This is a genomic window from Actinoplanes sp. 13 (assembly GCF_056134165.1).
On sequence record NZ_JBVYOQ010000016.1, the window covers coordinates 1 to 23,656 of the forward strand.

General features: G+C 68.9%; 28 protein-coding genes and 5 tRNA genes. 13 read left to right on the plus strand and 20 right to left on the minus strand.

The genetic code is table 11. The annotated features are described in order from the left end of the window. Positions 1-199 precede the first annotated feature (199 nt). From AC0NH5_RS26905 to AC0NH5_RS26965, 13 genes are all read right to left on the minus strand, one after another. On the minus strand, positions 200-874 hold the full coding sequence (locus tag AC0NH5_RS26905) for a hypothetical protein (protein ID WP_474408957.1): 675 nt from the start codon (positions 872-874) through the stop codon (positions 200-202). Then, positions 871-1,749 carry an ABC transporter ATP-binding protein gene (locus tag AC0NH5_RS26910; RefSeq protein ID WP_474408959.1) on the minus strand — a complete coding sequence of 293 codons (879 nt, stop codon included), beginning with the start codon at positions 1,747-1,749 and terminating at the stop codon, positions 871-873. Before AC0NH5_RS26910 ends, AC0NH5_RS26905 begins: the two co-directional genes overlap by 4 nt. Positions 1,750-1,823: 74 nt before the next feature. Further along, a complete protein-coding gene (rplA, locus tag AC0NH5_RS26915; RefSeq protein ID WP_474408961.1) occupies positions 1,824-2,540 on the minus strand; it encodes a 50S ribosomal protein L1 in 717 nt (238 codons plus the stop codon). A 73-nt stretch (positions 2,541-2,613) separates the two neighbouring features. Continuing rightward, the gene (gene nusG, locus AC0NH5_RS26920) at positions 2,614-3,327 is read right to left on the minus strand and encodes a transcription termination/antitermination protein NusG (RefSeq protein WP_474408963.1); all 714 of its coding nucleotides are present in this window, start codon (positions 3,325-3,327) and stop codon (positions 2,614-2,616) included. A gap of 50 nt (positions 3,328-3,377) precedes the next feature. Beyond that, positions 3,378-3,752: a preprotein translocase subunit SecE gene (gene secE / locus AC0NH5_RS26925; protein WP_474408965.1), complete on the minus strand. Its 375-nt coding sequence runs from the start codon at positions 3,750-3,752 to the stop codon at positions 3,378-3,380. A 107-nt stretch (positions 3,753-3,859) separates the two neighbouring features. Further along, positions 3,860-3,932: transfer RNA gene (locus AC0NH5_RS26930), tRNA-Trp, on the minus strand. A gap of 98 nt (positions 3,933-4,030) precedes the next feature. Then, positions 4,031-4,426 carry a MaoC family dehydratase gene (locus AC0NH5_RS26935; RefSeq protein ID WP_474408968.1) on the minus strand — a complete coding sequence of 132 codons (396 nt, stop codon included), beginning with the start codon at positions 4,424-4,426 and terminating at the stop codon, positions 4,031-4,033. Continuing rightward, positions 4,426-4,875, minus strand: a complete 450-nt coding sequence (locus AC0NH5_RS26940; protein WP_474408971.1) for an FAS1-like dehydratase domain-containing protein — start codon at positions 4,873-4,875, stop codon at positions 4,426-4,428. Before AC0NH5_RS26940 ends, AC0NH5_RS26935 begins: the two co-directional genes overlap by 1 nt. 86 nt (positions 4,876-4,961) lie before the next feature. Further along, positions 4,962-5,129, minus strand: coding sequence for a 50S ribosomal protein L33 (gene rpmG / locus AC0NH5_RS26945; protein ID WP_014440704.1), 168 nt, complete (start codon positions 5,127-5,129; stop codon positions 4,962-4,964). 106 nt (positions 5,130-5,235) lie between these two features. Next, positions 5,236-5,308, minus strand: a tRNA-Met gene (locus tag AC0NH5_RS26950). Between the two features lie 49 nt (positions 5,309-5,357). Then, positions 5,358-5,430, minus strand: a tRNA-Thr gene (locus AC0NH5_RS26955). Positions 5,431-5,524: 94 nt separating this feature from the next. Then, positions 5,525-8,053: a putative bifunctional diguanylate cyclase/phosphodiesterase gene (locus tag AC0NH5_RS26960; protein WP_474408975.1), complete on the minus strand. Its 2,529-nt coding sequence runs from the start codon at positions 8,051-8,053 to the stop codon at positions 5,525-5,527. A 57-nt stretch (positions 8,054-8,110) separates the two neighbouring features. Continuing rightward, the gene (locus AC0NH5_RS26965; RefSeq protein WP_474408977.1) at positions 8,111-8,260 is read right to left on the minus strand and encodes a hypothetical protein; all 150 of its coding nucleotides are present in this window, start codon (positions 8,258-8,260) and stop codon (positions 8,111-8,113) included. Positions 8,261-8,502: 242 nt separating this feature from the next. On the opposite strand from AC0NH5_RS26965, the gene AC0NH5_RS26970 reads away from it, so the two are divergent. Next, the gene (locus tag AC0NH5_RS26970; protein WP_474408980.1) at positions 8,503-8,838 is read left to right on the plus strand and encodes a hypothetical protein; all 336 of its coding nucleotides are present in this window, start codon (positions 8,503-8,505) and stop codon (positions 8,836-8,838) included. Positions 8,839-8,842: 4 nt separating this feature from the next. Here the strand turns inward: AC0NH5_RS26970 and AC0NH5_RS26975 are convergent, their stop codons facing one another. Together AC0NH5_RS26975 and AC0NH5_RS26980 are read right to left on the minus strand one after the other, a co-directional pair. Continuing rightward, positions 8,843-9,652 (minus strand): sulfurtransferase, encoded by an 810-nt coding sequence (locus AC0NH5_RS26975; protein WP_474408983.1) that lies wholly within the window; start codon positions 9,650-9,652, stop codon positions 8,843-8,845. Positions 9,653-9,663: 11 nt separating this feature from the next. Next, complete coding sequence (locus AC0NH5_RS26980) at positions 9,664-10,155, minus strand: YajQ family cyclic di-GMP-binding protein (protein WP_474408986.1); 492 nt, start codon at positions 10,153-10,155, stop codon at positions 9,664-9,666. A gap of 148 nt (positions 10,156-10,303) precedes the next feature. On the opposite strand from AC0NH5_RS26980, the gene AC0NH5_RS26985 reads away from it, so the two are divergent. Beyond that, positions 10,304-10,387: transfer RNA gene (locus AC0NH5_RS26985), tRNA-Tyr, on the plus strand. A gap of 119 nt (positions 10,388-10,506) precedes the next feature. Here the strand turns inward: AC0NH5_RS26985 and AC0NH5_RS26990 are convergent. After that, entirely contained in the window at positions 10,507-11,799 is a 1,293-nt protein-coding gene (locus tag AC0NH5_RS26990; protein WP_474408988.1) for a tyrosine-type recombinase/integrase, read from the minus strand. A gap of 45 nt (positions 11,800-11,844) precedes the next feature. On the opposite strand from AC0NH5_RS26990, the gene AC0NH5_RS26995 reads away from it, so the two are divergent. From AC0NH5_RS26995 to AC0NH5_RS27010, 4 genes are all read left to right on the plus strand, one after another. Further along, complete coding sequence (locus AC0NH5_RS26995) at positions 11,845-12,069, plus strand: helix-turn-helix transcriptional regulator (RefSeq protein WP_474408990.1); 225 nt, start codon at positions 11,845-11,847, stop codon at positions 12,067-12,069. Between the two features lie 649 nt (positions 12,070-12,718). Next, positions 12,719-13,345, plus strand: coding sequence for a hypothetical protein (locus AC0NH5_RS27000; RefSeq protein WP_474408992.1), 627 nt, complete (start codon positions 12,719-12,721; stop codon positions 13,343-13,345). Between the two features lie 86 nt (positions 13,346-13,431). Continuing rightward, on the plus strand, positions 13,432-13,938 hold the full coding sequence (locus AC0NH5_RS27005) for a TnsA-like heteromeric transposase endonuclease subunit (RefSeq protein WP_474408994.1): 507 nt from the start codon (positions 13,432-13,434) through the stop codon (positions 13,936-13,938). Positions 13,939-13,940: 2 nt separating this feature from the next. Further along, positions 13,941-14,174, plus strand: coding sequence for a hypothetical protein (locus tag AC0NH5_RS27010; RefSeq protein WP_474408997.1), 234 nt, complete (start codon positions 13,941-13,943; stop codon positions 14,172-14,174). Positions 14,175-14,345: 171 nt separating this feature from the next. Here AC0NH5_RS27010 and AC0NH5_RS27015 read toward each other — a convergent pair whose 3' ends face one another. Then, complete coding sequence (locus AC0NH5_RS27015; RefSeq protein WP_474408999.1) at positions 14,346-15,155, minus strand: hypothetical protein; 810 nt, start codon at positions 15,153-15,155, stop codon at positions 14,346-14,348. 728 nt (positions 15,156-15,883) lie between these two features. On the opposite strand from AC0NH5_RS27015, the gene AC0NH5_RS27020 reads away from it, so the two are divergent. From AC0NH5_RS27020 to AC0NH5_RS27050, 7 genes are all read left to right on the plus strand, one after another. After that, a tRNA-Tyr gene (locus tag AC0NH5_RS27020) sits at positions 15,884-15,972 on the plus strand. Between the two features lie 422 nt (positions 15,973-16,394). Then, positions 16,395-16,889: a Uma2 family endonuclease gene (locus AC0NH5_RS27025; RefSeq protein ID WP_474409001.1), complete on the plus strand. Its 495-nt coding sequence runs from the start codon at positions 16,395-16,397 to the stop codon at positions 16,887-16,889. 107 nt (positions 16,890-16,996) lie between these two features. After that, entirely contained in the window at positions 16,997-17,545 is a 549-nt protein-coding gene (locus AC0NH5_RS27030) for a Chromate resistance protein ChrB (RefSeq protein WP_474409004.1), read from the plus strand. After that, a complete protein-coding gene (locus AC0NH5_RS27035; protein ID WP_474409007.1) occupies positions 17,542-17,970 on the plus strand; it encodes a chromate resistance protein ChrB domain-containing protein in 429 nt (142 codons plus the stop codon). Before AC0NH5_RS27030 ends, AC0NH5_RS27035 begins: the two co-directional genes overlap by 4 nt. Beyond that, the gene (gene chrA / locus AC0NH5_RS27040; RefSeq protein ID WP_474409010.1) at positions 17,967-19,337 is read left to right on the plus strand and encodes a chromate efflux transporter; all 1,371 of its coding nucleotides are present in this window, start codon (positions 17,967-17,969) and stop codon (positions 19,335-19,337) included. The genes AC0NH5_RS27035 and chrA overlap by 4 nt, the downstream gene beginning before the upstream one ends. A 92-nt stretch (positions 19,338-19,429) precedes the next feature. Beyond that, on the plus strand, positions 19,430-19,945 hold the full coding sequence (locus AC0NH5_RS27045; protein ID WP_474409012.1) for a SigE family RNA polymerase sigma factor: 516 nt from the start codon (positions 19,430-19,432) through the stop codon (positions 19,943-19,945). Further along, positions 19,942-21,141 (plus strand): hypothetical protein, encoded by a 1,200-nt coding sequence (locus AC0NH5_RS27050; protein ID WP_474409015.1) that lies wholly within the window; start codon positions 19,942-19,944, stop codon positions 21,139-21,141. Before AC0NH5_RS27045 ends, AC0NH5_RS27050 begins: the two co-directional genes overlap by 4 nt. Here the strand turns inward: AC0NH5_RS27050 and AC0NH5_RS27055 are convergent. The 3 genes from AC0NH5_RS27055 to AC0NH5_RS27065 are packed head-to-tail and all read right to left on the minus strand — an operon-like array spanning position 21,124 to position 23,648. Then, positions 21,124-21,798 carry an MOSC domain-containing protein gene (locus tag AC0NH5_RS27055; protein WP_474409017.1) on the minus strand — a complete coding sequence of 225 codons (675 nt, stop codon included), beginning with the start codon at positions 21,796-21,798 and terminating at the stop codon, positions 21,124-21,126. The genes AC0NH5_RS27050 and AC0NH5_RS27055 overlap by 18 nt on opposite strands. Then, a complete protein-coding gene (locus AC0NH5_RS27060; protein ID WP_474409020.1) occupies positions 21,791-22,642 on the minus strand; it encodes a GNAT family N-acetyltransferase in 852 nt (283 codons plus the stop codon). The genes AC0NH5_RS27055 and AC0NH5_RS27060 overlap by 8 nt, the downstream gene beginning before the upstream one ends. 4 nt (positions 22,643-22,646) lie before the next feature. Beyond that, the gene (locus AC0NH5_RS27065) at positions 22,647-23,648 is read right to left on the minus strand and encodes an LLM class flavin-dependent oxidoreductase (RefSeq protein ID WP_474409023.1); all 1,002 of its coding nucleotides are present in this window, start codon (positions 23,646-23,648) and stop codon (positions 22,647-22,649) included. Between the last annotated feature and the right edge of the window lie 8 nt (positions 23,649-23,656).

A 23,656-nucleotide genomic window follows, 5' to 3' on the forward strand; every position in this document is an offset into this window, starting at 1 on the left:
GGCGCGATACGCACCCCAACTTCACACACTGCAGTGCCCCGCTCAGCCCAACCCCGCGTGTGAACTTCCGGCGCGATACGCACCCCAACTTCACACACTGCAGTGCCCCGCTCAGCCCAACCCCGCGTGTGAACTTCCGGCGCGATACGCACCCCAACTTCACACGCTTGAACTGGTCGGGATCGGCTCGTGTGTGCTTCTAGGCGCGGTTTCGGCGCAGGCGGGCGTAGAGGGCGAGCGCGGCGGCGCACCACAGGACGGTCCAGGCGCTCAGCTGGAGCAGTGTCTCGGGGCCGGGCACGTTGCGCTGGGTCAGCGCCCGTGCGGTCGCCATCACCGGCGGCACAAGCCAGGGCGCGATCGAGCCCTGCATGCCCAGCACGATCGCCAGGACCGAGCCGGTGACCAGCACCGCCACCCCGGGCAGCACACGACGGGTGACCGGGCGGGCCGCGAGCGCACCTAGACCGAGGGCGCCCAGCAGCGCCAGCAGGTGCGCGAACACACCGAGCAGCAGGCCGGAGAGCCCGGGGCCGTGCACGGCTCGAAGCGCAATCGGAACGATCAGTGCCAGCACGCATACACCGGCTCCGAGCAAGCCGGCGGCGAGCAGCCCCGCCGCGCCCTCCCGCACCGGGCCGACGGCCAGCCGGGCGAGACCCCGCTGCACGTCAGGCTCGGTGTCCAGGACCAGCTTGGTGAGCCAGGCCAGCACCGCGAACAGCGCGACGGCCGAATAGCCGTATGCCGCGGCGGCCGGCGAGACACCGCCGCCGTGCAGGACGCCGAGGACCACCAGGAAGGCGACCAGGGGCGCGAGGGCCCGGCCGCTGCGCACGAAACCGCCGATCCGCATCCGGGTGAGGGCGATCATCGGTCCTCCTTCGCGGGTGCGGGCTTCTCGCGTACCCCCAGAACTCGGTGACCTGAGGCACGCAGCCGGACCACCTCCGCTTCGGCCTCGTGCCGCCGCACCGCGACCTCCACGATCACCTCGTCCGCGTCCGCGTCGGCCTCGGCGGAGGCCATGACCGAGCCCGCCGGGCGGGCGGGGGCGACGGAGCCCGCAGGAGCGACGAAGCCCGCGCCGGCAGGACGGGCGAAATTCGGATGGGCGGTGCCGGAAGGAGCGACGTCGGGGTGGGCAGGAGTTTCGACAGTGAGCCGGCCGGCGTCGACGGTCCAGTGCACGGCACCGGGCAGGTTGGTGATCTCGCCGCGGTGGTCACTGACCATGACCACTCCCCCGGCGGTGGTCACCTCGCCGACGATCTCCGGGATCAGGCCGCGGGAGCCGGCGTCGAGACCTTCCCAGGGCTCGTCGAGGACCAGCAGGCCGGGCGGGGCGAGCAGGGCCTGGGCCACGCCGACCTTCTGCGCGGTGCCCTTGGAGAGGTCACCGAGCGGGGTGTCCGCATGCCGGGCCAGGCCGAGACGTTCGAGCCAGTGGTCGGCGCGTGCCGGCGCGAGACCGCGGAGAGCGGCCATCGAGCGCAGGTAGCCGAACGTGGTGAACGGCTGCGCGGCCGGGAAGCGCTCCGGCACCCAGCCGACGACCGGCGGCCGGTCCCGCACCGCGCCCCGGCCCGGGCGGAGGATGCCGGCGGCCACCTGGAGCAGCGTGGACTTGCCGGCGCCGTTCGGGCCGAGAACCACGATCGTCTGCCCGGGCTCGGCGAGGGCATCGACCTCGCGCAGGGTCCAGTCGGCGCGGCGGTCGTACCGGAACCAGATCGCTTCGAAGCGCACGGCCGGTAGCCTGCCATGCGAAAGCCCCCGGGGAAATCTCCCCGGGGGCTTCATCGCTGCTGAAGTTCAGGCCGTCAGGCCTGAGCCTCCGCCTTGAAGTTCTTCACGACGTTCGGGTCGACCTGCACGCCCGGGCCCATCGTGGTGGCGATGGTGACCTTCTTCAGGTACTTGCCCTTGGCGGCGGACGGCTTGGCCCGGAGGACCTCGTCGAGAACCGCGGCGTAGTTGTCGACCAGCTGGTCCGGCGTGAAGGACGCCTTGCCGATGATCATGTGCAGGTTCGAGTGCTTGTCCACCCGGAACGTGATCTTGCCGCCCTTGATCTCGTTGACCGCCTTGGTGACGTCCATGGTCACGGTGCCGGTCTTCGGGTTGGGCATGAGGCCACGCGGGCCGAGGATCCGGGCGATCCGGCCGATCTTGGCCATCTGGTCCGGCGTCGCGATCGCGGCGTCGAAGTCCAGCCAGCCACCCTGGATCCGGGCGACGAGCTCGTCGGTGCCGACCTCGTCGGCGCCGGCCGCGACGGCCTCCTCGGCCTTCGCGCCCTGGGCGAAGACGATGACGCGGGCGGTCTTACCGGTGCCGTGCGGCAGGTTGACGGTGCCGCGGACCATCTGGTCGGCCTTCCGCGGGTCGACGCCGAGACGCATCGCGACCTCGACAGTGGCGTCGAACTTGGTCGGGCTCGTCTCCTTCGCCAGCTTCACGGCCTCGGCGGGCTCGTAGAGCTTGTTGGCGTCGATCTGCTCGGCTGCCTTGCGGTAGCCCTTGCTGCGCTGTGCCATTTCTCATTACTCCCGTGGTTGATGGCGGGGCCGTCGCTGCGGCCCCTCCCACAGATCGCCGGGATGCCGGCGATCAGATCTTGGTGACCTGGTTGAAGTTCAGCTCGACCGGCGTCTCGCGGCCGAAGATGGAGACCAGGACCTTGAGCTTCTGCTGGTCAGCGTTGATCTCGCTGATCGAGGCGGGCAGCGAGGCGAACGCGCCGTCGGTGACCGTGACCGAGTCGCCCACCTCGAAGTCGAGGACCTTGACCTCGGGCTTCGCCTTCTTCTCCTCGGCCTGCACGGCCGGGGCCAGCCACTTCAGCACCTCGTCGAGCGAGAGCGGCGCCGGCCGGTCGACCCGGTCGGTGGCGCCCACGAAGCCGGTCACACCAGGCGTGTTGCGCACGCAGGAGTAGGACTCCGGGGTCAGGTCCATCCGGACCAGGATGTAACCCGGGAAGACCTTGGCCTGCACCTGGTTGCGCTTGCCGTTCTTGACCTCGACCTCTTCGCGGGTCGGCACCTCGACCTGGAAGATGTAGTCCTCCATGTCGAGGCTCGTGATCCGGGTCTCGAGGTTGGTCTTGACCTTGTTCTCGTAACCCGCGTAGGAGTGCACCACGTACCAGTCGCCGGGCGCGTACCGCAACTTCTGACGCAGCTCCTTGACGGGGTCGTAGTCCTCGTCAACCTCCGGCGCCTGGGTCACGGCCGGCTCGCCGACCGTCTCCTCCGACTCGTCGATCTCCGGCGTCGCCTGCTCGTCGGCAGGCTGCGCGGTCTCGTCGTCGTACTCAGGCACGCTCGCTCACTTCCAGAAAAAGTCTCTTCGGTTCGGGGCCGAGGTTATGACTAGCCCAGCGCCCAGAGGATCGCCTTGCCCAGACCGTAGTCCAGGCCGGCCACGATGGACGTCATGATGACCACGAAGACGATCACGACCCCGGTGTAGGTCAGCAGCTCCCGCCGGGTCGGCCAGATGACCTTGCGCAGCTCGCTGATGACCTCGCGGAAGAAGCCCCCGAGCCGACCGACCGGACCGCCGCGCCGCCCCGACTTCTTCTTGGGGCTCTCCTCGTCCGCGGTGCGCTCGGCCACGGCGGTGCCACCGCCGCGGGTCGCCGCGTCCTCGAGGTCGTCGTCCGGAACGTCATCGCCGGCGACGGAGTCGGCGCGCAGCTCGTCGTCGCCCGGGAGGTCATCGCCGGGGCGGTCCTTCTCGGCCACTTCGCCCTACTTCCGTCGTCGGTGCTGTTGAGGTTCCCGTCAGCGCTCGACCGGACGCGGAAGTTGTGCGGACCGCGCACCGGGCGGGCACGTCGAGGAGGATTGCGCAGGGGTGACAGGACTTGAACCTGCAGCCTGCGGTTTTGGAGACCGCTGCTCTGCCAATTGAGCTACACCCCTTCGCGGAGCCTTTGTCCCTTAAGACTCAAGTCCTATAAGACTCAGTGCCCCACGGCGCACCAGTGTACGGGTACGCCCGACATTCTCCCAACCCGGGCCTACCGCTTTCTGATGAGCGCCTGCGCCATGGACAGTACCTTGTCGCCGTTGCACGTGGCAGTGAGGCTCAACCGGGTGTGCCCGTCCTCGGTGATCTCCTTCACCGTGCCGGCGACGACCACCTCGGTGCCCTCGTCGGTGTCCGGCACCGGGACCGGGCGGCTGAACCGCACGCTGAACTCGACGACCGCGTCCGCCGCGCCGGCCCAGGTGGTGACCGCCCGGCCGACCAGCGCCATCGTGAACATGCCGTGCGCGATGACGCCCGGCAGCCCGACACCCGTGGCGGTCCGGTCGCTCCAGTGGATCGGGTTGAAGTCGCCCGAGGCACCCGCGTAACGGATCAGGTCCGCCCGGGTCACCCGGAAGGTCTGCGGCTCCAGGACGTCGCCCATCAGTGCCCCTCTCCGCGCTGCACCAGCTTGGACCAGACCGTCACGACCGGCTCCCCGGTCTCCGTGCGCACCTCGGTCCGGGTGGTGATGAACTCGTGGCCGCCCCGGCTGGTGATCTCGTCGACGCTGTTGACGCAGATCAGGGTGTCGCCGGCGACGACCGGCCGGGAGTACGCGAACCTCTGGTCGCCGTGCACCACCCGGCTGTAGTCGATGCCGAGCCCCGGATCGTTGATCACCTGACGGCTCGCGGCCATCGTGATCGCCACGGGGAAGGTGGGCGGCGCCACCACGTCCGGGTAACCGAGGGCCCGAGCCGCTTCCGGATCGTGGTACTCCGCGTCGGTGGCGCCGATCGCCCGGGCGAACTCCCGGATCTTCTCGCGGCCGACGACGTAGGGCTCGGTGGGCGGCCAGCTGCGGCCGACGAAGGACTGGTCCATGGGCATGTCCACAAACTACTCGGCCGGACATGACACTGCGCCGCCCGGACAGATCCGGACGGCGCAGGTAAGAGGGTGTGCGGTGCGAGCGCTCAGCGGGTCTCGCGGTGCAGGGTGTGCTTCCCGTCGCGCGGGCAGAACTTCTTCAGCTCGATCCGGTCGGGGTCGTTACGCCGGTTCTTCTTGGTGATGTAGTTCCGGTCCTTGCACTCCGTACACGCCAGGGTGATCTTCGGACGGACGTCGGTCGCCTTGGCCACGGCGGGGTGCCTTCCTGCTAACGGGGTTTCACTTGACGACGCACCAGCGTAGACGCTGGAGTCGTCATTCTGCAAAGTGGGTCCCCGGGTGGGGCCCACGGAAAAGTAGCGGTGGCCGGACTTGAACCGGCGACACAACGATTATGAGCCGTTTGCTCTGCCATCTGAGCTACACCGCCGCGCCAGGCTCTAGTCCATCGCCAGGCAGGGCGGGAACGAACCCGGTAGAGCCCCCTTACGGAATCGAACCGTAGACCTTCTCCTTACCATGGAGACGCTCTGCCGACTGAGCTAAGGGGGCTTGCGCTTGCGATCTCTCGCTCGCTGCAGAAGTAAGACTACACGGCCCCCGGGCGGGCGTGAAATCAGTACCCCCATTCACCCGCGACCCCAGGTCAGATAACTGCTCGGAGCCTTCTGACCTCGCCGGTGGGGGTCGACTCCGGCTCGGTCTGCGCGCTCAGCCAGGCCTCCAGCCGCTCGTGCGGCAGCGGGCGGCTGAACAGGTAGCCCTGACCGATCTCGCAGCCCATCTCCTCCAGCAGCTCGAGGGTGAGCTCGCTCTCCACCCCCTCGGCCACCACGGTGAGCCCGAACTCACGAGAGAGCCCGATCACGGCCCGGACGATCGCGTGGTCGCCGGAGTCGGTCGCCATCCCCTGGACGAAGCTGTCGTCGATCTTCACCTCGTGGACCGGCCACTGCCGCAGGTAGGCCAAGGAGGAGGCGCCGGTGCCGAAGTCGTCGACGCTGAGCCGGACGCCGAGGTCCCGCAACCGGTAGAGCGAGGGCAGGACGCGTTCGATGTCGTTGAGCATGCCCGGCTCGGAGATCTCGAAGGTGAGATGCCCCGGCGCGACCCGGTGTTCGGCCAGCAACTCCTCCACCAGGTCCGGGAACCGGGAGTCGAGCAGGGTCCGCGCGGAGAGGTTGACCGCGATCGAGAGCGGCCGGTCCGCGGCTGTCCAGTCCCGGCAACGGCGCAGGCCGGCGGTGAGCACCACCTCGGTGAGCCGGGCGAGCTGGCCGGTGTGCTCGGCCACCGCCACGAAGTCCTCCGGGGCGACCTCGCCGTGCGCCGGGTGCACCCAGCGGGCCAGGCACTCGACGCCCACCACGTGCCGGTCGGCGAGCGTCACCTTGGGCTGGAAGTAGACCTCCAGCTGATCGTTGTCGAGGGCCCGCCGCAGGTCCGCCGCGATGCCCAGGCGGCGCACCGCCCGCGACTCCAGCGCCGGGTGGAACGGCTGGACGCCGTACGGCAGGACCTTGGCGGCGTTGGCGGCCAGCTCGGCCCGCTGGAGCAGCGTATCCGGGTCACTGCCGTGGTCGGGATAGACCGACACACCGACCGCGGTGTCCACGTCCAGGGTGAGCGAGCCGACGGCCATCGGGCCGCGCAGGCGCTCCCGCATCCGGGTGGCGATCTCGATGGTCGCCTCGATGCTCTCGGCGCGCAGCGTGACCACGAACTCGTCGCCGCCGATCCGGCCGACCAGGGCGCCCGAGTCTGCGAAGCCCCGCAGCCGCTGGGCCACCTCGACGAGCAACTTGTCGCCGGCCGCGTGGCCCATCGACTCGTTGACGTTCCGCTGGCCGTCGACGTCGAACAGCATGATCGCCACGACTTCGCTCTCGGCCCGGACCGTGACCGACTCGCCGAGCGCGTCGGTCACCCGCCGGCGGTTGGGCAAGCCGGTGAGCCGGTCGTGGTACGCGTCGTACCGCAGGCGGTCGACCAGGCGGGAGTTCTCCACCGCGACCGCGGCGTGCGCGGCGATGGTCTCCAGCACCTGGACGTCGGCCTCACGGAACGTGCGGTTGTCGCCGAAGCGGTTCGCCACCTCCAGGGTGCCGATCGTCGCCTTGCCGGACCGCAGCGGGATCAGGATCGCGTCCTTGACCTTGACCGACCTCAACTCGGTGCGGAGCGCCTCGGTCTCCGGGAAGAGGGCGCCGACCCCGAGGGTGGCCTGCCGCTCGATCGCCCGCTGACGGACCTCCTCCGGGATGGGCGAGACGTCGAGCAGGCCCCGGTGCTCGACCTGCGCGGTCAGCAGGACCTCGGGATGCCGGCCCTGCGGCGCCAGCCAGAGCGTGGCGAACTCCGACTGCATCAGCGCGCGGACCCGGCCCAGCAGCACGTCGGGCAGACCGCTCGCGGCGCCCTCCTCGCGGATCGCCTGGGTCAGCTCGTAGACGTCGGCCAGGGTGCGGTGCCGGCGGAAGAACTCCGAGTACGACCGGAGGATCAAGAACAGCGCGCCGACCAGGACCAGCAGCAGGAGGGCGGACCATCGGGTCGCTTCGAGAGCTACCAGGAAGACCAGCCCGATGACCGTGTTGATGCCGGTGATGCCGGTCGCCGAGAGCCCGCGCCGCAACGCCTCCTGGCCGGACGACAAGCCCTGCACGAGGCTGATCACGCCCGCGAAGCTGAGCACCTCGACCAGCGCGTTGATCCCGGTGGCGGCGGCCAGCACGGCCCAGACGGCGGGATCCGCCCCCTCGAGCGGGCGGAACGGGATCATCAGAAGCAGCGCCGCGCAGATCCCGGTCGCCGACTTGGAGATGTTGAACCACTGTTTGGTCGGCGACGTGCCCTGCCGGATCTGATCCAGCAGAACGGCGCCGCAGACCACCAGAATGGCCGCCACCGGCGGCAGATAGAAAAGGACCAGGACGAGCGGAACGTCGGTCATCGCGACGCTGAGTGAACTCCGCCGGATGACGATGCTGAAGCCGCTGCGGTAGGCCAGAAGGTAAACGCCGAAGAAAAGCAGGGCGAGAGCCCAGTGCTTATACCAATACGGATCGGCGACCCAGAAGCCCGCGGTGCAGAGGAGAGCGAAAAGGGCCAGCGGATAGGTGATCAACCAAGCCCGTTGCGCGCTGTTACCCTGCCCCGGCGCAGGCTTGGCCATCGCGAACCTTTCCAGTCGAGGCGACTCCGCTCGGCGCGATCAGCGTGGAACGAGAAGTCAGCTCCAGTCGTAGGTCAGCGTGGCGGCGGCTGCGGCGTGGGCGTCGCGTGGAGCCTCGGCGGCACTGGCGCTCCCGGCCCCGATGCCAAAGACCACGGTGAGCGCGACAACCAGGCCCGCGAGACCACTGAGCTTTCTCGCAAACATGTTTGCTCCCTTTGGCGGAAAGTCGGTTCGACGACGGTCTCATGATGGTGCCACACGGGTTGTGCGACAGGGAGTGTTCACCGGCGGGTCGTGGCGACGGTTGGGCAAATCCTGGCCGAACGGCTGAGTAGGCCCTCGGCGTCCGCGCTGAAGGATTGACAGCTTTCTGGGCGATTTAGGCGAAGAAGTGAGTGTCGTTCACGCGCGACCGTCAGGGCGACTTGACGTCAAGGCGACCTGACGTGACGCTGGGAGTCATGGTGACGCCCGACGAGCTGGAAAAAGCGCACACCCTCACCACCGCCACCCAGCGTTACGACGAATTGCGGCTGCGAGACGCGTACGCCACCGTCCATCCGGGGCTCGACGAACCCGCCCTGACCAAGGACGAAGCCCTCGAGATGCTGGCGCTCAGCGAAGTCCTGATACGCAAGGCAGGGTACGGCCGGCAGGCCATGGTGCGGGCGGCACGAGCCTCCGGCGCGTCCTGGACCCTGATCGGAGCCGCGCTGGGCACCACCAAGCAGGCCGCCTGGGAGGCACACCAGCGCTGGCTGGACGACCAGGCGCGGCCGTGAACGATCAGTCCCCGGTCGCCGCGGGACGGTCGGTGTGGCTGTACTGCGACCACGAACCCGCATAAAGCCGGCCGGCACCCAGGCCGGCGTGCTCCAGAGCGATCAAATTGTGGCAGGCGGTCACCCCGGAACCGCAGTAGGAGATGACGTCACCCGTCCCGTCGGCGCCCACCCCGGCGAACCGCTCCCGCAACTGCTCCACCGGCAGGAACCTGCCGTCAGCCGCCACGTTCTCCCGGCACGGCAGGTTCCGGGCGCCCGGAATGTGGCCGGCCCGCGGATCGACCGGCTCGGCGTCACCACGGAACCGTTCGCGATCACGGGCGTCCAGCACCACACCCGAGCCGTCCACCGTCTCCTCCAGGGAGGCGAGCCGGTCGCGCGGCCACGCGCGCGCGGTGAAACGAGCCTGCGGCCGGGCCGGCACCTCGGTGGTCAGCTCGCCGGTCCAGGCAGTCAGACCACCGTCCAGCAGCGCGGCGTCATGCCCGATCGACCGGAGCAGCCAGACCAGCCTGGCGGCCACCACGCCACCCGCGTCGTCGTACGCAATCACGGGGTTGTCGTCGCCGATCCCCGAAGCCCCCAGCGCAGCCGCGAAGATCTCCGGATCCGGCAGCGGATGCCGGCCCTCGGCCGGCGACGCCGGACGGGCCAGCACGGTGTCCAGATCGACGAAAACCGCGCCGGGCAGATGACCGATCTCGTACGCCGCGCGGCCCGACCGGCCGTCCAGGTACCACCGGACGTCAGCCGGCACGACGTCGCCGCCCCGCGCCCGCAGCCAGGCCTCGTCCACCACCGGGTCGATCACGTCCGCCGGCCTTACCGGTAGTTGGTGAACTGCAGCGCGACGCCGAAATCCTCCTGCTTCAGCAGGGCGATCACAGCCTGCAGGTCGTCGCGCTTCTTGCCGGTGACCCGCAGCTGGTCACCCTGGATCTGCGCCTGCACACCCTTCGGGCCCTCGTCGCGGATCTTCTTGCTGATCACCTTCGCCTTGTCGGTCTCGATGCCCTCGACAACCTTGCAATCAATCTTGTACGTCTTGCCGGACTGCCGCGGCTCGCCGGCATCCAGCGCCTTCAGCGAGATGTTCCGCTTCACCAGCTTCTCCTTGAAGACGTCGAGCGCGGCGCTGGCCCGCTCCTCGGTCTCCGAGGTGATCGTGAACGACTCCCCCGACCTGGCGAGCACCGTGCCCGTACCCCGGAAGTCGAACCGGGTCCCGAGCTCCTTCTCCGCCTGATGGAAAGCATTGTCGACCTCCTGCCGGTCGACCTTGCTGACGATGTCGAACGACGGGCTGGCTGCCATGATCAAACTCCTGCGGCTGGGCGTGTGTCGATGTCTCGCGGCGGGACTCGGAAACCCCGCGACATGCCGACCGTACCCGGTTGCGGATACGTCCCGCGGTACGGCTATTCTGATGTCCGCTGCCGCGGGAGACTGCGGTGGTTGCCCAGGCGGGTTGCCCGAGCGGCCAATGGGAGCGGACTGTAAATCCGTCGCGAAAGCTACAGAGGTTCGAATCCTCTACCCGCCACCACAGGCACAAAGAAGCCCCTCACCTGCTGAAACAGCAGAGAGGGGCTTCTTTCGTTGGTCCCACTGGGTCTCACTCGGGACTGCTCGATCTCACTGGTCGTGTCGTATACGTGTCGGCGATCAGGCGGCGTCCTGAGTGGGCCTCTCCGCCATTCCGAGGGCAGCCTCGACCCTCTGGCGGGACGCCTCGTCCTGGCCGTAGATGCACTTCGCGTACACCCGCATGAGGACGTGGACGCTGTGCCCTGCCCACTCGGCGACCTGTGTCGCAGGAACGCCTGCGTTAAGCCAGAGCGACACGGCAGCGTGCCGCAGGTCGTAGGAGCGTTTCGCCAGCGGGGACCGGAGCTGCGCGGGCGTGAGGGCGGCCTCGCGGGCGTCGCGCCACGCCTTGCCGTAGGAGTTGCCCGGGATGGGCTGGCCGAGCGTCGGCACGTAGCGACCGCCGGGGCCGCGCCGGGTGACGAACAGCCTGCCGTCGGGCGCGGGCTTGTACTCGGCGATGTGGTGGTCGAGCAGGCCGCAGAGCGGCGGCGGCGCGGGCACCGGGCGTGTCGCGCTCTTCGCCCGGTGCTTGAGTCCGCGTCGCTCGATCGTGCCGTCTTCGTCGCCCCATCCGTGTCCGACCGCGACGGTCGAGCCGGTGAGATGGAGGACGCCCCACCCGCCCTTGGCCTTGGGCCGCTCGTACTCGTCTTCCCGGAGGTTCAGCACTTCCTCGGGCCGCAGCGCGGCGTAGTACATGCACCCGAAGAAGGCGACCAGCTCAGGCGTGCGATCGCGGACGGCGGCGAGCAGCGCGCGAGCTTGCGCCGGGTTGACTACAGCCTTGCGGTCGACCTCGTCGTCATGCTTCGGGGCGATCCAACTCACCAGCGACAGCGGGTGGACCTCCAGTAGCCGCAGCTCGACCGCGTACTTGAGGGCGCCGGAGAAGATCGCGCGCTTCCGAGCGATGGTGCTCGCAGAAGCCGCGCCGCCGTCTTTCATGCGGAGCGCGATGGTGTCGAGAGCCTTCCTGATCAGGGCAGCGTCGGTCAGGGCGGACAGGTCGACCGTGTTCGTCTCCAGCCACCGGACGGCGGTCGCCAGTTCGGCCGGCGGGTCTCCGGCGTCTCGCCGGGTCTTGTTGAACGACCAGCCGTAGAGGGCGGCGCGGATGGCCTTGTCGCTCGGCACTCCCCTGCTGGTCGACAGCAGCGCCGGGGTGACGGTGGCCAGTGCCTCGGCGATGCCCTTGCGGTGCTTGGCCGAGGCACGCGGCCACTTGACGTCGACGTAGGCGATCGCGTGGTCGTACCACGAACGGGCGTTGCGGGCGCGGGCCATCGGTTCGGGGAGGCCGCACGTCTCGTCGAACGCGACACCTTCCCGTTGAGCGACGACCAGCTTCGACCGGTGGCTGTCGGCCAATGCCCTGGCCTGTGTGCCAAGTACATGGCACATAGCGTCCGAGCCATGGCAGACCGGCAGAAGCTTCCCCGACTGATGGGGCAGCAGGAGATCCGCTCTCGGCTGGGCTACTCGCGCCAGCACACTGCCATGCTGATCAACGCCAAGGGCTTTCCAGACCCGGTATACGAGTTGGGGATGGGCCGAATCTGGCTAGCCGAGGATGTCGAGGAGTGGATCCGCACTCACCGGCCCGAGCTAACCGAGGGTTCCGAAGGCAACGGTCACTGACCTGAACGGTCACGATGTCGTCGCGCCTCCGATGGAATCGGCGTGACGCTGTCTCCGGTGTCCCCGGTGTCCCCGCTGTCCCCCAACTGGTATTGACCCGCGAAAACGAGGGGGACAGCGACTGTGAGGGGGTGTCCCCGACAGCCCGGCAAAGGTCGCTAGGGCTTGCTCAAGATCCGGGCCATTACGGCTGGCCATGTGAGGTCACTCCAGGCCACTCCAGGCCACTCGATCTCTCTCTGAGCTGCCCGCTAGGGTGATCACGACCGGGCCCTCGTACGGTTCCGAGCGGACAGCTTGGGTTCGATCTAAGGCCCGGCCTCGCCCTCGCCGGCCATCTCCACGCGGCGACGGGCCGACTGTTGTTGGCGTCCCCGTCCCCTCGTACCCGCCAACCGGGTTGAGCTGCTGAAACCCCGGAAAAACTTGGCCATCACCGCGCAGGTATTCGAAGCGAGGTGCAACGACGTCCCGCATTCAGGCAGCTGATGTCCCGTCCGCCGCGACGTGGCACCTTCCGGCCCGATTGGCACCTGGCTGGCACCTTTCGAGGTGGGTGTGGCACTTGCCGAGTAACAGCCGGCATGGGGACATGCGGCTTAACGGCGCGGGTTGGCGCTCGCCAGATGGCCCTGGGCACGGCAACTCCGTGATCCGCCGCGGTATAGCCTCCGGAATGATGGAAACGGGCGCAGGGTTCGGGTACAAGATCGAGTGGCTTGCGGTGCGTTCCCAGAGTGCCGAGGCTGTAGCCGGGACGTTGGGCCTCGGTCGACTTTCAAGGGTGCCTTGGCAAGACGCGGTGACCGCCGCCTACGCCGGTCAGTGGATGTTGACACCGCCTATCGATGGGTGGACCCTCGCGGCCTCAAGGAGCATGCCGACTCCAGATGACAGCCGGTTCGGGTCGTGGCTGGCAGCCCTAAGCACGTCACTCGGACAAGTCCAATACTTCGGGACGAACCGCGTCGTGGATTACCACGCGTGGGGCCGGGCGAGCGGCGGCGTCGTCGAGCGGGCATTCGGATACCTCAGCGGCCACGACGAAGCGCTCTTCCAGATCGGTGAGCGCACACCCGAGGAACAGGCGCTGGGCGTCGGTTATATTCCGGACGAAGGATGGCCGGAGTCGGAAGATGACGAGGACACCGACCCCTGGCCGGATGAAGAAACCGTGCTCACACTCGCCGGATTCTGGAGTATCGATCCGCGAAGTCTTGAAGACGTACCCATAGCAGGCTTGCCTTGGATCACGGAGAACCACGCGGACGGGTAGAAGGCTTCATCGTCACCGCTGGAACGCACCTCAGACCGTGCCTCGCTGGCCTGACGCCCAAAGGGCATCTCCGGTACTTTGCCCGGATGCTGCATGCGGTTCCGGCCTTGAGTGTGGCGTTGACGGCAGAGTTCGAAGTGGCGTTCGTGGCCTCCGGGGGAACCGAGGTTCGCGCTTGCTTGGCCGACTCGGTTGGGGTGCGGTTTGAGCAGGTTAGGCCGGTGCGCGGGTTTCCGTCGTACAAGCGGCAGCGCAACTTCCCGGGCCTGTGGTGGTCCTCGACGGTCGGCGGCCACGTCGGCTACGAGTCGTGGCTGGAGCGCGATCACTTGATGCTGCTGGACTTTGACCCAGCCGTGGTCGGGATCGCCTCGCAGCCGTTCTCGCTGTTCTGGGACGACGAGGTCTCCGGCCGGCGGCGTTCGCATGCGCCGGACTACTTCGCGCGGCTGGTCGACGGCCGCGCCATGGTCGTGGACTGCCGCCCGGCCGATCGGATCAAGCCGCGTGACGCCGCGGCGTTCGCCCCACCGGTCGGGCCTGTGAGCTTGTCGGATGGGAGTACCGGCTGGTCGGTGCGCCTGAGCTGGTAGCGGTGCGTAACGTGCGCTGGCTGGCCGGCTATCGGCATCCGCGTTACCGGCTGCCGCGGGTAGTAGCGGCGCGGCGGGAGGCGTTCGCCGAGCCGACGCTGCTGATGGACGGCGCCGCGGCCGTGGGCGATCCCATCGCGGTGCTGCCGGTGCTCTACCGGGTTCGTTCCCGCCCTGCCTGGCGATGGACTAGAGCCTGGCGCGGCGGTGTAGCTCAGATGGCAGTGCGGGCATGACTCACTTCGGATAGATCATCGTGGCGTAGGAAACTTGATGATCTTCTGAACCGGTCATGCTCGTCTTGCCACCGCCAACCGAGGCGCTTCTACCTTGATCCACTCAAGTCGGACACCGTCATGACTTTGCCGGGGCCCTGGTCCCGGCCGCGCGATACATCAGTGCCCGATTCACTCGGTGAACGGAAACTCGACCTCGTCCGACACGGAACAGTCGTCACAAGGCGGTTTCAGCAGTTCATCGAGCGGAATGACCCTTCCCTCCTCCTTGCTTGCCGTCATGCGTTTCGCGGTCGCCTCGTCCACCTCATACACGCGGCCCGTTCGCCGATATTTGACACCGGCATCGTCCGGCAACGTGATGGAGTATCGATACTTCTCCGGTACCACCGTGAGGTCTTTGCTCGGATAGAACTCGCTATGACCGTTCACTCCGTGAATCTCAAGGACCAACCAGAAGGCGTGAGCGGGCGTCGGGTTGCGAAGTTTAGTCACGTTCACCGCCACGGCACGGCTCCCCGCCGGCTCGGCCGACAAGGCGAAAGCCACGTCGTGCGTGGTCACGACGTCCGGACTGCTGATTCCCTGCGAATGCCCGCCGGAGGAGGTGACCGCCGGGGACCTGACAGGTCCGGCCGACGGTGTCGGATCGCCAGCCTGACCTCCCCCTCCTCCTCCGCTGCGGCCCATCGCATAACCCGCGGCGCCACCCGCTGCGACGGCGACGAGAAGCGCCACCGTCCAGACGGCTGCTCGCCGCACCCGCCGGAAGGCCATCACCGCGCCGACGAAGAGACAGGTCAGGGCGAGGCAGACCGCAAACAGAATCAGCCCGTTGTCGATGAATGTGCCCAGGAACTGAGCTATCGCGGAAAGTGCTCCGAGCACGCCCGCCAGCCAGAGGAAGATTTTCTTTTCCCCGGCCGTGGGAGTTCGCCAGGACGAGGCATTCGTGTCCGGGGAATCCTCTGACTGGTCCATGCTTCCTCCCGAGAACTGAACGTCATGGTCTCAGCCGAAAAGCTCATCGAATTCGGTGTAGACCAGCGCTGTCGATCCGCCACTCATCAATAGGGAGGAAGACCCCGTGGCGAGGACGGCACAGATGACCGCCGCCCAGATCTGACAGCCGTGCAGCGTGGGCACGGCCTCGGCTCTCCGGGTTCCTGTCACATGTTGTTCTGACGGACAGCACTTCCTGCCGCCAGTCAAACGAACAATTCAACGGCCGAGGGTCCCGCATCGCCGCCCCTCGGCCGGACGGACGGCCGCTATCCGGCGGTGGGTTCCAGGACCAGGATGCCCAGGCACATCTCGTCGCTGGTGCCCTCGCCCCACACCACGTAGCAGCTAAGCCAGCTTCTTCAGAGCGACCCAGGCCCGCTGCCGGACGGAACCCCGATACGGACTAGCCACGTGCGTGCCATTGGCGTGCCATTAAGCGGTGCCGCTTGAGGACGCTCCAGGCCGCTCGACGTGGCGTCTAGGTCGCCCTAGCACAGCGGACCACGGGATCTTGTACGGTTCCCAAACTGACAGCCCCTGTCCCCGCTGTCCCACGTGTCCCTCCTGTCCCCCTGGTACGCTGAGCAGCGAAAACTAGGGGGACAGCCAGGGACGCCCCCTGTTTCAGCGCTCTGCTGGTCACCCGAATGGCAGCCGCGTGCAGGGGGCCTGTTGTCGCATCCGTGTCGCCGCACCGTCCCTTAGGCCTGTTTCACCTGGTCATAGGCAAGATGATCGACGGACTGTAAATCCCGTCGCGAAAGCTACAGAGGTTCGAATCCTCTACCCGCCACAGGCAGACAGAACGGCCCCGAGGCCAGCGGAAACACGGCTCGGGGCCGTTCTCGTCGCATTCCAGGAACCTCGTCCTGCGTACCGGTGGAAGCGACCCGGGAGAGGGAGTCAGTAAGTAGGTAGAGCGCGGCATGACGGCGGGTTCCGCTTACGCCGTGTGGCATTCGGTTGGCATGGCCGACGCCTCGGCCAGGCATTGGCGGAACCATCGTCCGGGTGGCGCCATCCGAGCAATCGCGAGTCGATGCGGGCACGGCGGGCCACGGTGAGACCGCGCCCAGCCGGTAGGGCTGATCTGCCGCTCTGCATGGACGCCATGCCGCCTGAGGTGTCGTACCGTGAGCGGGGAGGGCATGTCTCTTGGGAGCCGTTGGGGGTGACGTCGTCGATGAGCGCGGGAGTGGTTGACCATGTCGGCCCATGGACCGAGGACGAGTATTTCGCGCTCGGCGAGACGACGGACCGGATCGAGCTGATCGATGGGAGCCTGGTGGTGAGCCCCGCCGTCTGGCGAACGCGCTGGAGGAAGGCGCCGCGCCGGCCGGGCTCTTCGTGTACGAGGCGATCAACGTTCGGTTGCACACCGACCGCATCGTGATTCCCGATCTGGTCGTGGTGGATGTGGACGAGGAGGCCGTCACGGCGGACGCTTCCCGGGTGCTTCTGATCGGTGAGATCGTTTCGCCGAGCAACGCTGCCATGGACCGTGTGCTCAAGATGCAGCTCTATGCTGCCGCCGGCATCGGGTGTTATCTGCTGGCCGAGCACGAAGCGCCGGATTCGCTGACGCTGCGGCTCAACCGCCTCGACGGCCGGCACTACGTCGAGGAAACCGTCGTGAAGACCGGCGGGAGCCTGACCTCCGAGCGTCCGTTCCGGTTCGAACTCGACACGCGGTCTCTCGTTCGTCGCTGATGGGTGCGCCGCCGGCGTGAGCAGGCGTTTCCCTGCGGTGCCGATGCCTTGAACCCGTCGACAGCGGCCGGTTGCATGCTTGGTGTAACCGCGGTTACATTGCCTGCGTGAACGAGGCCGGGTCCTGGGTGATGCTGGTGTATCGGATGCCGCGGGAGCCGTCGGGACCGCGGATCGCGGTGTGGCGCAAGCTTGAGCGGCTCGGGGTCGCCCGGCTCGGTGACGGGGTGGTGGGGCTTCCGGCCGACGCGCGGACGCGGGAGCAGTTCGACTGGATCGCCGACGATGTGCTGGCTGCCGGGGGGACCTGCACCGTGTGGCTGGCGCAGCCGGCGAGTGCCGCGCAGGAGCGGGTGATCGCTGAGGGGATGCGGGCTGCTCGGGCGGCCGAGTATCAGGCGGTCATCGAGGAGGCCGGGTCTGTGGCGCCGGGGGAACGTGCCCGGGTGCTGCGCCGGCTTCGTGGGGAGCTGCGGCGGATCGGGCGGCGGGACTTCTTTCCGCCGCCGGAGCGGGACGCCGCGCGGATCGCGGTCGAGTCACTGGCCGGCGACGGCGGCGACGCGGGCAACGCGGGCGACACGGGCATCCGCGAAACTGTGCCGGGACCGCACGGCATGAGGCCTGGGTTGCGCATCGATGGGGAGACAGCATGAGGTGGGTTACCCGGCCGGGGGTGCATATCGACCGGGCCGCGTGCGCCTGGCTGATCCGGCGGCACGTGGACGCTGAGGCGGAGTTCGTCTTCGCCGGGGATCCGGCGTCGGCGCCGGATGCGACGCCGTTCGACATGCGCGGGGTCGATCTCGGGCATCACGGGGGTGACTGCACGTTCGAGACCATTCTGCGGCGGTACGACCTGGCCGACCCGGTCCTGTGGCGCATCGCCGAGATCGTGCACGAGGCGGACATCGAGGACGAGCGGTACGACGCTCCGGAGGCCCCCGGTCTTGATGTGCTGCTCCGCGGGCTGTCGCTGATCTGCGACGACGACCGGGTGCTGGAGTTGACCGCGCCGCTCTTCGACGGCCTGTACGAGTACCACCGCCGGGCCCTGCTGCTCGATCGGCCGCCGGCATGACCGAGGTGACGCCGCAGCGCGACGTGGTGCCGTTCCGGCAGGCGGTCAAGGCCTGGTTCCTGATCTCGTTGCAGACGTTCGGCGGGCCGGCCGGGCAGATCGCGGTCATGCAACGCCATCTGGTCGACGAGCGGCGGTGGATCGGGCAGCAACGGTTCCTGCACGCGCTCAACTACTGCATGCTGCTGCCCGGCCCGGAGGCGCAGCAGCTGGCGATCTATGTCGGCTGGCTGCTCAACGGCCTGCGCGGAGGCCTGGTCGCCGGAACGCTGTTCGTCCTGCCGGGTGTGGTGGCGCTGCTGGCGCTCTCGGCCGTCTACGTCGGATTCGGTGACACGACCGTGGTGACCGGCCTGTTCGCCGGTCTGGCGCCGGCGGTCGTCGCCGTCGTCGTGCAGGCCGTGTGGCGGGTGGGCAGCCGGGCGCTGACCAATCCGGTCCTGATCGGGTTCGCCGCGGTCGCGTTCGTCGCGCTGGCGGTCTTCGCTGTTCCGTTCCCGATCGTCATCGCCGCGGCGGCGGTGGCGGGCTGGGCGTTGCACCGGTGGCGGCCGGCGCTGATCGAGACCGCCGGCGGGCACGGCGGGGCGAAGGACGGCCCGGCACCCCTGATCTCCGACGACGCTCTGCACCACGACCAGCCGTCGATGCCCCGGGCGGTGAAGATCCTCGTCATCGGTCTGGTGGTGTGGTTCGCGCCGATCGCGATCGTGGTGGCGCTGACCGGCGTCGGCAGTGTCCTCAGCCAGCAGGGTCTGTTCTTCTCCGGGACGGCGGTGGTGACCTTCGGCGGTGCCTACGCCGTGCTGGCCTTCGTCGCGCAGCGAGCCGTCGAGCATTACGGCTGGCTGTCGGCCGGCGACATGGTCCGTGGTCTGGCCCTCGCCGAGTCCACCCCCGGGCCGCTGATCATGGTGGTGCAGTTCGTCGCGTTCCTCGGCGCCTATCACCAGCCGGGCAGCCTGGACCCGTGGGTCGCCGGCCTGGTCGCGTCGCTGCTGACCACCTGGGTCACCTTCGTGCCGTGCTTCCTGTTCATCCTGCTCGGCGCGCCGTACGTCGAGGGGCTGCGCGGCAACCGGGCGCTGTCGGCGGCGTTGACCGGCATCACGGCGTCCGTGGTCGGCGTCATCGCCAACCTGGGTCTCTACTTCGCCGTGCACACCCTCTTCGCCACCCAGCGCACGATCACCACCGGCCCGTTGCATCTCGAGATCCCGGTTCTCGGTTCGGTGCGGCCGGTGCCGATGGCGATCGCGGTGATCGCCGCTGTGCTGATCTTCCGGTTGCGGTGGTCGGTGCTCCGCGTCCTCGGCGTCTGCGCGGCGCTCGGTCTGGCCGCCGCCCTGGCCGGCCTGACCAGCTGACGGACAAGGCATCGGAGGGGCGAGCACCCGGAGAGATACAACCCCGCGGCGCGACCTGCCGTCTACCTACAGACGATCGGACGGGAGCGGGGATGGATGACAGCTCGGACGAGCAATACCTGGCATATGTCAACGGCCGGGTGAAGGCGCTTCGGCGGTTCGCCTATCTGCTGAGCGGCGACGTGCATCAGGCGGACGACCTGGTGCAGGAGACGATCACCAAGCTGTACGCGCGCTGGACGCGGATCGAGCGGGTGGACAACCTGGACGCCTACGTGCACACGATGATCGTCCGGGCGTTCCTGGACGAGAAGCGCCGCGGCTGGTGGCGGGTGGGATTGTTCGCCTCGGCACCGGAACGGCCCGCGCCGGAGAGCACCGGCTTCGAGGACCGCACGGTGGTGCGGGCGGCGCTGCGCAAGGTGCCGCCACGGCAGCAGGCGGTGCTGGTGCTGCGATTCCTCTGCGACAAGTCGGTCGCCGAGGTGGCCGACATCCTCGGCTGTTCCGAAGGCACCGTGAAGAGCCAGACCTCGCACGGGCTCAACGCGCTCCGCCGGCTTCTCGGCGATCGGATTCCCAGTGGTAGCGAAGGGGGCACCCGATGAACGACGAGGAACTCGGCCCGCTGCTGCTGCGGCCGCTGGACACCGAGCCCGAGGGGCCGATCCGGATCGACGTCGCCAAGGCCATGCGGGACGGGCGGCGGGGCCGCCGGTGGCGCATGTGGACGGCAGGTGCCGGTGTGGGTGCGGTGATCGCGGCCGCCACCGCCGGCGGGGTGCTCAGTTTCGCCGACCCGGATCAGAAGGCGTTGCCGACGCTGCCTCCGGACCCGGTGGTGCCGTCCTCATGCGTGGTCTCCACGCTGCCGATGGGCGGCGAGAGGTCGGCCGAGGTCCGCGGCGGTGACCGGACCGGCACCTGGCTGGTGGGCATGGGCGATCCGATGTTCCAGGGACGCAACACCGTCATGGTGTGGCGGGACGGGAAGCTGGTGGCCAACCTCGCGCCGGCCGACAAGCCGCCGGTGATGTGGGACATCAACGGTGCGGGCGTCGCGGTGGGCGGCACCGACGGGTACCCCGCCCTCCCGTACTTCTACCGGGACAAGAAGGTCAGCCGGATGAAGGGCGACGGACTCGCCGTCGCGATCAACGACGCCGGGAACGTGGCCGGGAACCACGAGAAGGGCGGCCGGGCCGTGCCTCAGCGGTGGTCGTCACCGGAAGCCGAGCCGGAGCTGATGACGTTGCCTGAGGACGCGTCCGCCGGGCGGGTCTGGGACATCGCCCCGGACGGCACCGTCCTGCTCTCGCTCGCCACTGCGAGGTCCTATGAGGAGCCGCATCTCTGGCACCCGGACGGCACCGTGGAGCCGATCACCGCGCCGCAGGCCGAGCCCGGTCGGGACCAGAGATTCGAGCCGAGTGGCTTCCATCACGGCTGGGTCTACGGCGTGCTGCACGTCAACTCCGCCTCCCCGCCGGTCAGGTCAGAGGGTGGACCGGTTCTCTATCGGTACGACCCACGCAGCGACGTCTGGCAGATGGTCAGCGACGAGGGACACGGGATGGCGCAGCTCCCCGGCTGGAACGGGGCCGGCGCCGGTCACATGGACCGGCAGGCCCGGATCTTCGTCGGCAAGGAGGTGTTGAACCTGCCGACGAAGCCGCGCAACGACGACGACGGGTTCCTGGTGTCCGTGGTCAGCTCGGACGCGCGGATCGTGGCCGGCAGCAACCTGAGCATGTCGGCGACGGTCGAGCGGGCCGTGCTGCCGACCCTATGGCGATGCCGGTGAGAGGCGCTTCGAGATCTCCTCGTGCATGCCGCCGGGCAGGGCGTCGGCGACCAGCAGGCGGGACAGTCGCGCCGGGTCGTGCATGTAGATCCCGAACGCCTCGTTGATGCTCAGCCCGTGGGCGGGACGGCCGGTCACCCTGATCCGGTCGCCCGCCCGCACCTCGCCCGGCGTCACCACGCGCAGATAGGCGCCGCTGCGGTTGGCCTCGGCGAACCGCTTGATCCAGCGCCGCTCCCCCATCCGGTGCTGGAACGTGGAGCACGGGATCCGGCCGAACGTCGGCTGCAGAACCAGCTCGTCGCCGACGTGCCAGAGCTCGCCGATGACCGCGCCGCCCACGTCGACGCCCTCGGTGGTGAGGTTCTCGCCGAACAGGCCGGGCACCAGGTCGTCGCGGCCCAGCTCGGTGGCCCACCAGGCGTAGTCCTCGGTCGCGTAGGCGTACACCGCCTGGTCGTCGCCACCGTGGTGCGCGACGTCGCCGATGAAGTCGCCGACCAGCCCGCTGTGCAGTCCGGTGGTCTTCGGGCCGGGCGCGCGCACCGCCACCGCGTGGGTGACCGGTCGTTTGCCGATGCCCGTGGACGGCGCCCGCTTGGCCGGGTTGTCCTCGGCCGCGCCGACGTTCAGGGACAGGACGACTCCGTCAGTCATCGAACTCCACCGTTGCTCGGTCTTCGATCGGCCGGTAGCCCAGCCGCTCGTACAGCGCGTTGCTGGTCGGGTTGTCGAGGTCGGTGAAGAGGACCACGTCGGTCGCGCCGTCGTCCAGGGCGGCCCGGGTGACCGCCGTGGTGGCGCCGGCCGCATAGCCGCGCCGCCGCAGCTCGGGCGGGGTGTAAACGGTCTGCACGCGGACCATCCCAGCCTCGGGACGGGATCGGGCCGCCATCGCGACCGGGACTCCGCCGTCCTCCCAGAGGGTTATCCCGCCGGCCCGGAGATGGTCGTCGACCTTGGACCCGAGGTCCGGTGGCTGCTCGCCGATCAGGTCGTGGAAGGCCCGGAACCAGTCGAGCAGCAGGGGGCGGTCATGCACGGTGGCGGGCCGGGCGCGACCGGGCGGCGCGGGCACCGGCGGGACCAGCCGGTCCAGCCGGAAGAGCCGGGTGCGCATCCGGATTCGGGCGGTGCCGCCGGTCCGGTCCCGCCGGCGGCCGGTGAAGCCGTCGACGTCACCGGCGAGCAGGTTGACGGTGGTCACCGACCGGTCGGCGAGAGCCTCGACGGCGGCCGGGACGGCCTCGGATGGCATCGCGGAGAACATCACCGGGTAGGGCGCGCTCTGCACGAGCACCCCGCCGACCTGGCCGGCGGGGGTGGTCCACCAGCCGAAGAACGGGACGTCCGGCCCGTACGCCGCAGATCCTCGCCGCCGTAAGGTGCCGATCACCGTGAGGAAGACGGTGTGCCGGACCGGCTCGGATCGCAGGAATTCCTCCGTGGCCGCCGCGAAGCGCTCCAGGTCGGTGGTCAGCTGCCAGGACGTCGGAACCACCCGATCACAACCCCCAGGCCTTGGCGATCCGGGCCAGGCTGTCGAGGCGGGTGGCCGGGTCGTAGACCGCTCCGGCCAGGATCAGTTCGTCGGCGCCGGTCCGCTCGACCAGTTCGTCCAGGCCGGCGACGACCTCCTCGGCGGTGCCCGCGTATTGGGTGCCGGGCAGCGAGCCGAGCATCGCCCGGTCCAACTCGGACAACTCCACCTGGGCGGCCGTCTCCGGCGAGACGATCGGGCCGAGCCGGCCGGTGCGCAGGCTGAGCGCCATGATGCGGCTGGGCCCGGCGAGGTACTGCGCCTCCTCGGTGGTCTCCGCGGCGATCACCGAGGCGCTGACCATGACGTGCGGCCGCTGATGCGCCGGTGAGGGCTGGAAGCCTTCCCGGTACAGGCGCAGCGCACCGTCCACATCAGAACTCATGGCGAAGTGGTACGCGTAGCAGAACGGCAGGCCCAGGGCCGCCGCGACTTGCGCGCCGTAGGTCGACGAGCCGAGCATCCACACCTCGGGGTACGTCTCCGGCGCCGGGGTGGCCCGCAACGACGACGGGGCGTCGCTGAGCAGGCCGAGCAGGGTCTGCAGGTGCTCCGGGAACTGCTCGACGGTCAGGTACGGCGAGACGCCGCGCAGCGCGGCCGCGGTCGCCTGGTCGGTGCCCGGCGCGCGGCCGATGCCCAGGTCGATCCGCTCCGGATAGAGCGCTTCGAGCAGGGCGAACTGCTCGGCCACCACGAACGGCATGTGGTTCGGCAGCATCACACCGCCGGAGCCGACCCGGATGCGGCGCGTGTTCGCGGCGACGGCCCCGATCAGGACCGGCGGCGAGGTGGACGCGACGGCCGGCATGTTGTGGTGCTCGGCGACCCAGAATCGGGCGTATCCCAGCTCGTCGGCGGCCCGGGCGATCTCGACGGTGCCGCGGAGGGCGTCGGCGCTGCCGTGCCCCTCGCGGACCGTGGCCAGGTCCAGGACGGAGAGCGGTACGCGATTCTGAGCAGTCATAACCAGTT

Bases quoted from the DNA above. Each gene is read 5' to 3' on its own strand.
- AC0NH5_RS27045 (WP_474409012.1), top strand. From the start codon at position 19,430: ATGGATGACAGCTCGGACGAGCAATACCTGGCATATGTCAACGGCCGG.
- AC0NH5_RS26960 (WP_474408975.1), bottom strand. From the start codon at position 8,053: ATGGCCAAGCCTGCGCCGGGGCAGGGTAACAGCGCGCAACGGGCTTGG.
- AC0NH5_RS26940 (WP_474408971.1), bottom strand. From the start codon at position 4,875: ATGCCCATGGACCAGTCCTTCGTCGGCCGCAGCTGGCCGCCCACCGAG.
- chrA (WP_474409010.1), top strand. From the start codon at position 17,967: ATGACCGAGGTGACGCCGCAGCGCGACGTGGTGCCGTTCCGGCAGGCG.
- AC0NH5_RS26905 (WP_474408957.1), bottom strand. From the start codon at position 874: ATGATCGCCCTCACCCGGATGCGGATCGGCGGTTTCGTGCGCAGCGGC.
- AC0NH5_RS27015 (WP_474408999.1), bottom strand. From the start codon at position 15,155: ATGGACCAGTCAGAGGATTCCCCGGACACGAATGCCTCGTCCTGGCGA.
- AC0NH5_RS27065 (WP_474409023.1), bottom strand. From the start codon at position 23,648: ATGACTGCTCAGAATCGCGTACCGCTCTCCGTCCTGGACCTGGCCACG.
- AC0NH5_RS26935 (WP_474408968.1), bottom strand. From the start codon at position 4,426: ATGGGCGACGTCCTGGAGCCGCAGACCTTCCGGGTGACCCGGGCGGAC.
- rplA (WP_474408961.1), bottom strand. From the start codon at position 2,540: ATGGCACAGCGCAGCAAGGGCTACCGCAAGGCAGCCGAGCAGATCGAC.
- AC0NH5_RS26965 (WP_474408977.1), bottom strand. From the start codon at position 8,260: ATGTTTGCGAGAAAGCTCAGTGGTCTCGCGGGCCTGGTTGTCGCGCTC.
- AC0NH5_RS27055 (WP_474409017.1), bottom strand. From the start codon at position 21,798: ATGACTGACGGAGTCGTCCTGTCCCTGAACGTCGGCGCGGCCGAGGAC.
- AC0NH5_RS27025 (WP_474409001.1), top strand. From the start codon at position 16,395: ATGGACCGAGGACGAGTATTTCGCGCTCGGCGAGACGACGGACCGGAT.
- AC0NH5_RS27035 (WP_474409007.1), top strand. From the start codon at position 17,542: ATGAGGTGGGTTACCCGGCCGGGGGTGCATATCGACCGGGCCGCGTGC.
- AC0NH5_RS27050 (WP_474409015.1), top strand. From the start codon at position 19,942: ATGAACGACGAGGAACTCGGCCCGCTGCTGCTGCGGCCGCTGGACACC.
- AC0NH5_RS27005 (WP_474408994.1), top strand. From the start codon at position 13,432: ATGCTGCATGCGGTTCCGGCCTTGAGTGTGGCGTTGACGGCAGAGTTC.
- AC0NH5_RS26980 (WP_474408986.1), bottom strand. From the start codon at position 10,155: ATGGCAGCCAGCCCGTCGTTCGACATCGTCAGCAAGGTCGACCGGCAG.
- AC0NH5_RS26995 (WP_474408990.1), top strand. From the start codon at position 11,845: ATGGCAGACCGGCAGAAGCTTCCCCGACTGATGGGGCAGCAGGAGATC.